2 protein-coding genes are annotated in these 13021 nt (G+C 44.6%); both read right to left on the bottom strand.

Translation table 11 applies throughout. The features are described 5' to 3' along the window. Positions 1–75 precede the first annotated feature (75 nt). Positions 76–6972, bottom strand: a complete 6897-nt coding sequence (locus tag ACOOEY_RS11355) for a T9SS type A sorting domain-containing protein (RefSeq protein ID WP_420384832.1) — start codon at positions 6970–6972, stop codon at positions 76–78. 320 nt (positions 6973–7292) lie between these two features. Then, on the bottom strand, positions 7293–12959 hold the full coding sequence (locus ACOOEY_RS11360) for a T9SS type A sorting domain-containing protein (RefSeq protein ID WP_420384833.1): 5667 nt from the start codon (positions 12957–12959) through the stop codon (positions 7293–7295). Between the last annotated feature and the right edge of the window lie 62 nt (positions 12960–13021).

Consider the following 13021-nt stretch of genomic DNA (forward strand, 5'->3'; position numbering starts at 1 on the left):
TAGGAATAGAAGTACAAAATTAAGTGTAACTCTTATTTTATACCAACTCTAAAAATACAGATTATATTTATATAATTATCTGATTATAATTTTGAAACTACTGATATTGTTTTCAGAGTCAATCAGCCTTATTAAATGGATTCCCTTACTCAGATTGGCTGTAGGAATGGCAATTGTTTCTTGGTCTTTGGATAATTGAACTTCAGCTGTGTAATGAGTCGATCCACTCATGTCGATTACCGCTATTTTAGCCGTTCTGTCCTGATCGGTTTTGTACCTGATATAGAGTTGATCACCCTGTGTTACAGGGTTTGGATATACTGTATAGGCTATTACTTGTCTTTCTTCTATAAAGACAGATCTCATGTCTGAATATTCAAATTCACCGCTGTTATCTACTTGTTTCAGTCTGTAGTACATGTATCCTTCGGTAGGCTGATTGTCTACAAATTGATAGTAGTGGGTGCTGTTTGAGTCGCCTTGTCCATCAATAGTTCCAACTACTTCGAATGTTGTACCATTGCTGCTTCTTTCGATGTCGAAGTAGGCATTGTTTTCTTCTGATGCAGTTACCCAGTTAAGTCTGACTGAGTTGTTTTCCAACAGGCTTGCATTGAAGGAGATTAACTGGATTGGTAGTGCTGCGCTCTCTTCAGAACCGAGGGTATAGTATTGTCCGTTGGTAAAGTCTACAGTGAAAGTGACAGTGTTGTTACTTCCGTTGAATGAGGTTGGAGAGATGAGAGTTACTCCTGAAGTAAAGTCTCCATCATCATCTACCATCAGTCTGATCAAGCTGAGGTTGTTGGTTCCTACTCCAAGAGGTCCAGTGATGTTATCTAAATCGAAAGTAACCTCTATGCTTCCTATGGTACCGGTTTCCTGCACCCTCCATTCTCTGTTCAGCCTGCTTTGAACCTGTGATGAGTTGTATTCTCTGTTGTCTGGGTTTTCAATGGCTGCATTGTCATTACCTGAAAGGATGAATGAATCTGTCGAACTGAAGCCTCCTGGCATATTGAATGTTACCAGGGCATCGCTGTTCTCACTTTTCGATTGTGTTTGTTCCAGGCAAGAGAGGTCATCACGGCCAATACCGAAGATGTCATTGTAATAGGTGGTACCCTGAACATCGTAATCCCAGATCACACCACCGTCTGCTGCGCGATAATCTCTTTCGTCAATGGTGGCAGTTCCTCCATCATCAGCACCATTTCGGGTAAGACCATATTTAAGTGCCAAATAACTTTCGACCCGGTTTCTCTCGTCAGAGTCAAGTGCCTGGGAGAAAACAATGGTTTCAGCAATATCACCTGCAAATTGAGCATCTAAGTCTCCGTCACTATGGTTACCGATACCGAAGCTGGTTGGATCAGTCAGGGCACTGGTAGAGCCTGTACCACTAGCGGCTGATTGTGAATCGACAAAGATATTAATAGCACCAGTTGACTGGACTCTCGTAGCTGTGGCTATATGGAAGAAGTTGTTGTTATAGGTATTAGAGGTTTCTGCATCGAAAGTGGTGGTCGTGTTGGCATTGACCCAGATAGTACCATTTTCCATACCCATACCATAATCTAATGTGCCAGAAGTTTCACTTGCACCAATAAGGGCAGGGGAGTTAACAAAGTCATTTGACGTACCCTGGTTTTGACCGGTTGCGAAGACCGAGATCAGCGTAAAGTCTCCTGAAACAGTATTGGTGCTACTTTCCAGATAGGCCGAGTTAGAAGAGTTAGGGTCTGTGAAACGAACAACCGGATTGAAGTTAACCTCAGCGGTTTGGAAAGTCGGCTCAACAGGTCCTGCACCTCCCAGAGTAGATAGACTGGTATTATCCTGAGGAGAGCTTTGATCGTTCCATTGCTGAACGTCAATATTATCAGAGGCCAGGGTCGTTCCGGCATCTGAATAAACTTCTTCATCAGCTCTGATCCAAAGCGCTATATTGGTATTAACGCCTCCAGGGCCACAGGTAGCAAAGGCTGTGGCAAGAGTGAAGAATTGACCATCGGTCAGGTCAATTCCGGAGAAAGAAAGGACACTACCATTAAATGTTCCTCCGGTAATGATAGTAGCATCTGCCATGGTTGAAGTATTGCCAACCAGTAAAGCAAAGTCTTCTGCATTAGAGCTATATCCCAGACCAGTCAAGTCGAACTGGATTTCGGTTGCACCAACGGTTCCGGTATCATCTACTCTCCAGACTCTGGTCATTCTTTCTGTAATGGTCGAAGGAACATCTGAAGTCTCGGCATTAGACTGTAAGGTAGATCCATTGTCATTTCCCCAAAGGAGATAGTCACCGCTGTCGTCAAAGCTGTTGGAGTTGTTTGCGTTGGTGGTAGCTACACTGCCTAAACCAATGGTCAAAATATCATCTGAATTGGCGCTGGTCGATTGTTTTTGGCTAAAGCAGCCGTCATCGTCTCTGCCAATTCCGGCCACATCATTATGGTAGGTTGAATAATCAGAGGCATCCCAGATAATTGTTCCATCTGCACGGGTATAATCTCCTGCAGTTCCTCCACCTGAATTGTCTAAAGTAATAGCATATTTAATGGCCAGGTAGGACTGTATACGGTTATGTTCTGCATCTGAAGGTCTTGTTGAGAATGAAATCACTTCAGCTATTTGCCCATCATAGTGTCCTGTTGTGGTGAAGGCGTTTGTCGCCACAAAGCTTCCAAGTTCATAATCTACGTTACTTGAGGTCAGGAATGTACCACTGTTTAGATCGGCCTGCTCAAGACCATTGACATGGAGTTCCGAGTCAGTAGCTCCCGAATTATCTCGTACAGCCATCAAATAGGACTGGCTGGAGTTTACCGTACCAAATCCGGTTTGGCTAATTCCTCTTCTCCATCTCGTGCCAGTTCCTCCAATTGCATGAGTAATCACTTCATCGGTAAAAGCTCCTGTGGCAGAACCTAGAATTAAGCCACCAAAATCATCGGTTGCCGTGGCTGGTTCATCAAAACCAATAAGTACTTCATTGGTACTTGCATTGTTGATGGTGTTGTCAGGGTTCACCACCATATAGTAAGCAGTAGAATGGAAGCCTGCGGCACCCACCATTTGTTCTGTATTGGTCTGATCAAAATTGACAGAAGGGTTGAAATTCAGAGAGTTCTCCACATAGTTAGGTTCCGTACCACCCGATCCGATGGCATCGTTAGAACCAGCTCGGTCTCCCCAGGTAGAAAGGGCTGCTCCGTCTGTGGTTGTGCTGGTCCCTTCATTAGCCTTCAGCCATAAGGCCAGGTTAGTAGATACTCCGCCAGGACCGCAGGCTGTTCTTGCTGTTCCAATAGTAAAGAACTGGCCATCGGTTAAGTCAATATTGTTGAAAGTCAATATTCCATCAACCAAAGAGGCTGCTGGTACCACAGTTCCTGAAGCCATGGTTGAAGTGTTGGAAATAATTAGGTTAAAGTCACTGAGGTTACTGCTGTAGCCAAGTCCATTTAAATCGAACTGTATGGTGGTTGCACCAGTACTTCCGGTATCTTCTACCTTCCAGATTCTTTCCATTCTCTCGGTTACGTTACCGGGAACATCAACTGTATTGGCATTGGCCTGGTCTGCAAAGTCGCCATCATCTCCCCAGATCAGGAAATCACCATCATCGGTAAAGCTGTTAGGGTTCGCGGCATTGGTGGTTGAAACCGTACCTAGTCCCATGGTCACAATACTGCCTGAGTTCTGACTGGTCGATTGTTTCTGCTCAAGACACGATAAGTCGTCTCGCCCAATACCTGCAATGTCGTTGTTGTAAGTGGCATTGACGGTGGCATCCCAAATGGTTGTCCCAGCTGAGTTTACATAGTCTCTTCCAGAGGTTTGGTCTAATGTTATACCATATTTAATGGCCAGATAAGATTCAATTCTGTCGTTTTCAGCATCTGTTGGTCTCACTGAATAGGAGATGATTTCAGCAATCTTACCATCATAAAAGTTATTGAGCGTAAAGGAGTTCGGTGTTTCGAATCTTCCCAAAACATATTCCTCATCTGATACGGCAAGGAAACTCCCTGCGCCTGAGGTGTTATCTACCTGTAATCCATTCTGGAAAATGACTGATCCGGTAGGACTTACATCGGCATTATCTCTTACCTCAAAGAGTTGTGTTTCACCGCCCGTTATGGTTTTCGTGTTGTCAATCTGAACGCGGGTATAACTGGTTGCTCCATTACCTACTATGTGTCCCAGAACATCGTTTGATCCATAAATACTTCCCAGGAAGAAACCACCAATGCTGTTGGTTGGGCTTACACTACTGTCGTCAAAGCCTAATGGTACCTGTGCGGTAGAGGCACTGGTTAGGCTGTTGTCAGGATTGATGACAAGATAAAAACCCCTTGAGTGGAATCCTGCACTTGCAGCTAAAAACTCACTACCTCCATCGAAGTCCAATGCCGGGTTAAAGTTGATGTAATTTTCCAAATAATCTGGAACTGTACCTGAAGTACCAGTGGCATTGTTATTACCGGTCTGATCTGTCCATGATGTAACTTCTGTAGCATTGGTTGTACTGCTGGTTCCGGCATCTGCCTTCAGCCATAATGCGAGGTTAGTTTCAACCCCACCTGGAGAACAACGGAAATACTGCGTTCCTAAAGTGAAGTATTGTCCATCGTCTAAATCGACCCCGGTAAAGGTGATGGTATTGCCATTGAAAGTACCTCCTGTTATTACGGTAGCGTTAGAAAAGTCAGCATTAGTTGAGTTTCCTGCAATAAGTAAACTGAAGTCATTGGCATTGGTGCTTAGGCCCAGTCCGGTCAGGTCAAAGGAGACACTGGTAGTTAATACTTCATTTTGTTCAGCCGCTCTCCATACTCTTTCCAGTCGGCTTTCAATAGTGTCTGGCATAGTGAGAACACTTGATTCAGTCAGTGCTCCACCATCATTCCCCCAAATCAGCCAGGTATCATCTGTACTGATGGTTGACCCTCTGTCAACAGTTACAATACTGCCATCGTTCTCACTGCGTGAGGCAGGTTGGTCCAGTTCGGAGGCATCATCTCTACCTATTCCGGCAATGTCATTATTGTATTCAAGGAAGCCTCCCAGGCTCGCATTTAAGGTAGTGTTGAATATGATGTCTCCATTGGAGTTGTAATAGTTAACTGGTGTACTCTGATCCAGAGTAATTCCATATTTGATGGCCAGGTAGGATTCAATTCTATTTCTCTGGCCTGAAAGAATCTGACCTGGTTCATTACAATAAATAAATTCGGAAATTTCTCCATCGAAAGAGGAGGCTGCACTGGTACCATCGTCATATCTGGACCCGTCAGAGTCGCCAAACTCAATGCCGCCAGAGTGGTTAAACAAGAGTCCCACTCCCGAAATAGTACCGAAGCTCTGACCATTAAGGTAGGCTTCCAGTGTACCAGTGAGGCCAGATCCGTCACCATCCATTTCAAAGGTTAAGATGTATTCTGTGTCAGTGGCTATGCTTGTACTGATAAATGGTGTTTCTGTGGCATCATTCCATGGAGCTGTTGGCTCACTTGTGTTTCCTCTGTTCCAGGCGGCAGCATAGACATTGCCATTGCGGATGTAGAGGCCAAGGCCATTCGTTCCTCCACCTTCTTCAAAGAGTTGCTGTTTGGTAGTGATATCTGTAGCGTCCGTTCTGAAGACAATGTTGATACTCTTTTTCTGATATCCATCGTTGACAGACTTCACGTTATAGTCTTCGTTGTTGCCCAGGGTAAGCCCTCTCTCTACGTTTTCAATGAAATCAACAGTTGGATTGAAGTTGATAGAGCTGGTAGTGCTACGGAATGTTGGGGCAGTACCTGAAGTAGTAAAATCATGGTTTCCTATGGACTGATCTTCCCAGAAACCTACGCTATTGCCCTCTGTTGAGGCGGCTCCTCCCGAAGAAACAAATGCGCCATCGTTGGCTTTCAACCAGGTGGCTAATGCTGCTTTATAACCTCCGGGTCCAACCGTCTCTATCAGGTTATCATCGCTGGCAACAGCTGCTGAAACACCGGCAACGAGATCGAGGCCTGAATCATCAGACTTGGTGTCGCTTGGGAAGGTAGTAATGTCCGTAAGGTCAATTCCCGATTTGATGGTTTGAGCACCTGTAGATAATATATCTCCGGTATCCGTAACGAATCCGTTGCAAACATCGGCAGAGAATAGTGAATAGCCGTAAACACTTTGGTTCGCTGAAATACCTAACTCCGAAAATGAAACAGCAACCCCCTGAACGGTTTGTGCTGACTGACCAACCAGAGTTCCTATGTTCAGCAAAGGAATAGGTTCAGTTCCGGCAGTTTCTCTCCTTAATATTAGATAGTTAGAATAGGTTTGTCCGGTTCCCGGCCATGAGTTTTCAGGAATTCCGATTACTGTTCCGTAAGAAGCGGGCGTGCCATCCGGGTTAAGGCTGGTGATGGCTGCGATGGCAATGTTGTCATTTCCTCCTCTCTCAATCACAGGAAATACAGCAGTAGTAGGTGATGAGGTTTGGATTCCCTGGTACCAGATCACATCCACTCTTTCGGTTTCTACCTGAATACTACCACCGGCAAGGTCATCATCATTTACCAGAATATTATCATATCCGCTATTGAGAGTTCCTGTTAAGTAGATGGCATCTGCATCTGTGGTAGGAGTTGGGTTAATAGAAATTTCGTCCGGGTTCGGTCCTGTGTTAATTGAATTGATGGTGTACCAAATATTAACCAGTCTGTCACTGGCCAGGCGTCTGTTGAGAACCAGGGTATCTGGACGTAGGAATCTGTCATATGTAGTTCCGGAAACAGTATAGTCTGTAACAGCAATATCATTTCCTTGTCCGTAGAGTAAGTTATATGTACTGGACGCTACGATGCTGTTACTGGCATCAGAGGGAGAAGTGGTAGTGACAGTTGATGATGTTGCGGTGGTAGAGCTAACGTTGATGGAACTAACTCCCGTTTGAGCGACCACATAAATAGTAGGCAATACAAGGACAGCTAGAAAAAGCAAAGTCCTTCTTAGTGTCAGTCTGTTAGTATTTAGGTGAGCACAAATGTGTGCCATAGCAAGCCCTCAATCATTCACCAATGAAGGTGATCTACTAATAAAAATTACGGTTAAGCAGTTGTGCATCCAGAACTGCATGGGTGTCAACATGCAATTCTATGCCAAATCGATAGGTTGGGGTCAGGAGGTCAAATTTGAGGTATTTTCAGCAAAAATCATTATGTGAACGGTAGATTTTTTTCCGATTTTGGGAAAAATGTTTTCCATTGGGAAATAAAGTGCTCGTAGAGCGCTTTGACTTACCTGATAACTAAGCGCTTAGTGAGCCTTGTACCTTCAGAAGTTGTCAAGATTACCAGATAGATGCCGGGAGTAAAATGTTCTGGCGTGGTGGTCACCTCGTTTTCTCCGGAACTAACACTTTCTTTGAACATTTCCTGACCATTGAGACTAATGATACTGATCTCCCCACTGTTGGTAAAACCGTTGTCAGGAATATGGTAGACAATCGTTAGTTCATCGTGTTTGGAAACAGGGTTTGGTCGTATTTCCAGTGAGTAGTCTTGCTGTGCCCTGATCAGTACACCTTTGATATTGGAATAGCTGAAGTTGCCATTGAAATCTATTTGTTTCAGTCGATAATAACTTCTGCCAATCAGAGGTTCACGGTCAGTATATCTATAGTTCAAAATGGTATTGCTTGTGCCGGCTCCCTGGAGTTCTCCTATGGTACTAAAATGCTCACCATCACTACTTCTTTCCACGGAGAAATAAGCATTGTTTTCTTCAGAAGCCGTTGTCCAGCTGAGATGTACCTGATTCTCAAGGGCAGTTGCATTAAAAGCAATTAATTCGATTGGCAGCGCAAACTCCTCTGTAGATCCCAAAGTGAAGAACTGTCCATCAGTAAAATTGTAAGTGAATGTGATGGTGTTATTGACTGCATCGACCGAGGTTGCTTCAATCAAAGTTACGCCACTGGTAAAGTCACCATCTGAATCTACCATCATGACTATCTCATTAAGGTTATTAGTTCCTACGCCTGTGGGGCCTGATATATCTGCCAGATCGAAGGTAATGGTTGCTGAGCCTACAGTTCCTGTTTCCTGCACTCTCCACTCTCTGTTTAGTCTACTTTTTACCTGAGCCGTGTTAAACTCAATATTGTCTCTTGATTCAATATCCGCATTGTCATTAGCCCACATAAGGAATGAATTGTCAGTTCCGAATGAATTGATTTCCATAGTGACAAGTGCGTCATTGTTTTCACTTCTGGAAATAGTCTGCGTGAGACAGCTGCCATCATCTCTTCCCACACCGGCAATGTCACTTCTATAGGTTGCGTTTTCATCCCAGTCGAAGAAGATGGTAGTGGCATCTGAGGCCAAATAATCCTGTTCTGAAGCTGATAGGGATGCTACATCTCTGGTTATACCATATTTAATGGCCAGGTAAGATTCTACTCTTTGCCTTTCGGTAGCTCCCAGTACACCACTAAAGACTATGACTTCTCCAATTCTGCCACTCAGCTGAGCATCGACATCTCTGTTGCCCGAACCGGGGTGATTTCCAATTCCGAAAGTGCTGTTGGCATTCAGTGCTGTATTTGAAGAAGTACCGCTTTGAACATTAGCTGAGTTAGCATAGAGTTCAATAGCTCCAGAAGCAGCTTGAACCCGTGTCATGGTAGCAATAATTGGTTCTAATGTATTGTAAAGTGGTGATGACGGACTTTGCGCATTAAATGTGTTATTGTTATCGGCATTGGTATAGAGTCTGCCACTGGCCATACCTAATCCATAGTCAGTATTAACCGAGCTGGAGCCTGTGCTTAAGAATACCGGAGAGTTCTGGAAGTCATCTGCTGTACCCTGGAATTGTCCGGACTTAAATGCAACAATTACAGACATATCGCCCGTCACAGAATGTGAACCTGAAGATTCCATGTATACTCCATTGGTTGAGTTTGGATCATAGAATCTTACAGCAGGGTTGAAGTTAATTTCGTCAATTTCATAGGTTGGGTTTACCAGATTTGTTCCTCCCAGGTTAACGGCACTCAGGTTGAGTCCACTACCACCATAATCGCTCCATGAAGAAACTGTACTACCATCGGTAGTTCCATCTGTTCCGGCATCTCCTTTAACCCAAAACGCCAAATTGGCCGTTACCCCACCTGGAGCACACGTAGATCTTGCGGTGCCCAGGGTGAAGTAATCACCATCGGCAAAATCGATATTAGTGAAGGTCAATACATCCCCATCGAATGTACCACCGGAATAAGTAGAGGCTCCGGTCAGATCAGGCATGGTAGATCCTGAAGAGGCGATGATCAGTTGATAATCTGATGCCAATCGGCTGGTGTAATTTGACGAACCGGATAGATCGAATGAGATAGTCACATCTCCTACGGTACCCGTCTCCTGTACTCTCCAGATTGGGTCCATTCTTTCAGTTACGGTACCCGGAAGCTGAGTTGTCACAGGTGTATCGTCAATATCAGAGCCATCAGAGCCCCAGATCAAAAAGGAGTCATCGGCAGAGAAGGAGTTAAGGTTAGTGGCGTTGCTGGTAGATATTTCTCCCAACCCCATAGTAACAATGGATGTAGGGTTGATACTTCTGGATTGCTTCTGTTCGAAGCAGGAACCATCGTCTCTACCGATGCCTGCCACATTATTATGATAGGTGGATTTATCTGAATAATCCCAAATAACCCCCTCATCTGAAGCCAGTAAATCGCCTTCCGTGACACTTCCTGAAACGGTCTCTCCCGCTGTACCATCTCCATCTCTATTAGAACTAATGGTCTTACCATACTTGATGGACAGGTATGACTGTACCTTAATATCTTCCAGGGCAGTCAGTGTATCATTGAAGGAAATGACCTCGGCAATTTTTCCGAAGAAGCCATTGGCTGTACCATTGTAGTTGGCTCCTAACAGGTATCCTTCAGCACTTTCAGTTGGCTCATTGTATGATCCCAAATAGGAGGAGGTGGTTAAAATCTGACCGTCCAGATTAATAGAAACGCTGTTGGCAACACTGTCACTTTGCACACCAATGATATAGGTGCTGTCAGTCGTTAATACTTTGGTATCATCAACATATTGCTCATAGAGGAAGCTGGGGCTGAAGATATAATGTGAGATCAGGTTTCCCTGATCGGCAGTTTGTCCCAGGTCAGCTAATCCATCGCCCAGATATAAGGTACCCGCTCGATTAGTAGCGCCAAAGCTCAATGGAGCGACTGCCGCAGTTTCATCCTGAATGTCAATATCAGGGGTAATGACGATGTAATACTTTTGAGTAAAGAATCCGGATGAAGCGCTCATAGTCTTGTTACCTTCATCGAATTGTACTGTTGGGTTAAAGTTGATGTAATTAGTTCTGAATTGAGGTCTGCTGGATTCTGTACCCTGTGTTGCATCATTGCCACTACCAGCCACGTTGGTCCATGAAGCCACACTTGCACTGTCGGTAGTTGCACTTGTGCCTAAATCTGCCTTTAACCAAATACTCAAACCTTCTGAGTCAGTAAGTCCGCCAGGACCACAATTAGTACTATATGCTGTACCCAGTGTGAAGAATTCACCATTGCTTAGGTCTACATCATAGAAGGTTAAGGTAGTGCCATTCAGTGTTCCTCCAGAGATGATTTCTGCACTGCTAAATGAACCTGCCGATGAATTTCCGGCAATTAAAAGGCTGTAATTAGATCCGGTAAAGCTGGCGCTACTCAAGTCAAAACTAATGTCAACGAGACCGGCACTATTGGTTTCGGCAACACGCCAGACTCTGTCTACTCTTCTGCCTATGTTTGTAGGCAGGCCAGTAGTTGTGTTGTCATCAAAGTCTGCCCCGTCATTTCCCCAGATAAGGAAGGTGTTGTCGTTGGGAAAGTCTGTACCTCTTTCCATCGTTACAATAGAGCCTGAGTTTTCACTTCTCGATTGTAGTTGCGAAAGCTCCGAGCCATCGTCTCTCCCAATTCCGGCTATATCATTATTATAGGTTAGGTATCCGCCCAAAGCGGTTGTGAGTGTGGTGTTATAGATGACTGTTCCGTCAGAGTTCAGATAGTTAATAGGTGAGGTCTGGTCAAGCGTAATTCCATATTTAATAGCCAGATAACTCTCGATCCTTCTTCTTTGAGAGAGCAAGAAGGCCCCTGGTTCATTACAGTAGATGAATTCAGGAATTTCTCCTTGAAATGAGAAAGCGCTAGCGCTGCTTCCATCATTATATTCCAGAGACTCAGTAGCATCTGAGGAACCTAGAGTAACATCACCGCTGCTATGGTCAAATAACAAACCTACATTAGAAAGTGTACCAATTTGCAAGCCATTAAGGTATGCTCTGGCCGTTCCGGTGATAGAGCTGTTGCCATCCAGTTCAAGCGAAATAATGTATTCTGTATCTGAGGCAAGGCCACCTACGGAGATGGTATTTACGGGTGACCCCGTATTCCAAGGGGCTCCGGTTCCATCAGAAATCTGATTCCAGGCAGTTAAATAGAGAGTAGTGCCATTGGTGTGGATATTTATACCCCTGTCTCCATCTCCCTGCTCATAGATTACCTGCTTAGAACTTAAAGGGCTAAGTGTTGGGGTGCGAATGGCAATGTTGATACCCTTTCTGGTATAAAAACTTGAGCTGTTGAAGTCTTCGTCCGGGTCATTGGTCAAAGCCAATGAGGCACTGGCAAATTCCACAGAAGGATTAAAGTTAACCAAGGAGCTTGTGAGGTTATAAGTAGGGGTACCCTGATCGGTACTAAAATCATTGTTGCCAATCCAGTGGTCTTGCCAGTCGGTAACGCTAGCTCCCTGAGATACCGAAGAGGTTACTTCATTATTGCCATTTCTATCTACCCCATTCGCCTTGAGCCAGGTAGCAAGTGAAGCTTTGTATCCGCCCGGACCTGTAGCGGGAGATAGGCAGTCATCTGCAGAAACTGCTGCTGTAATTCCTGCCACCAGATCGAGACCACTATTACTGGCCAGGGTTGTGTTCGGGAAGGTATTGATGTCGGTCAGATCATGTGAAACAGCATCTACATCGGAGGCAAAGATGGAATAGCCATAAACTACTTCATTTGCCGAAATGCCCAGATCGGTGAATGAAACCGCCACACCCTGAACAACCTGAGCCGATTGACCCACCACATAGGTACCAATGTTACCGATCGGAATTGGGTCTTCTCCCAGTGTTTGTCTTCTTAAGATGAGGAAGTTGTCGAAAGATTGACCAGTTCCGGGCCAATCTGAATCCTGAATAAGGACAAGGTCTGAGAATCCATCAGGGTCACCGTTCGCATCGAGAGATGTAATGGCAGCTACTTTAACTTCGTCATTTCCTCCCCGGTCAATAACCGGGAATATGGCACTGTCAGGTTCACAGGTAACAATGCCTGTACGCCAGATAATATCCACACGTTCTGTTTGAGCCTGAATTGCTCCGGCACCTTCATCATCTGTATTGACCAAAATATTGTCATATCCCGCATTCAGGTTTCGGGTTAGATAAACCGCATCAGCATCACTTACCGCATCAGGACCCAGGTCGAGATTTGGGTTAGAAGTCAATGGATCAGTAATCAGCTCATACCAGATGTTAATGAACCGGCTTCCGTCAGTTCTTCGGATTGCCACTGTATCCGGAGTAAGGAAATTGGTATAAAAGCGGCTATCTACATTAAAACTATCAACGCGAACATTGCGGTTAGTTCCTTGTCCATTCCGAACAGTATAAAGATTGGAAGGTGTAATGTCATTAATGGCATCACTTGGGGCAGTGGCATTATAGCTGGTGGTTGTACCTGCTGTACCCGTAACATAAATGGCAGAAATAGGCGTTTGTGCTACAAGCTGAGTAGAAACAGCAAGCAGTATTGCTACCAACAAGGGTAGTCTTGGTTTTTGTGTGAGTGAAAGAATATTATTCAACAGCTTTGCAGCCATCATAGCCCTTATTTAAGTCAATAGTCTGGACGTACTTATCCAGCTATGGACAGTTCCATTTTAAA

The sequence above is a fragment of the Roseivirga sp. genome (assembly GCF_965216855.1).
Lineage (GTDB): Bacteria > Bacteroidota > Bacteroidia > Cytophagales > Cyclobacteriaceae > Roseivirga.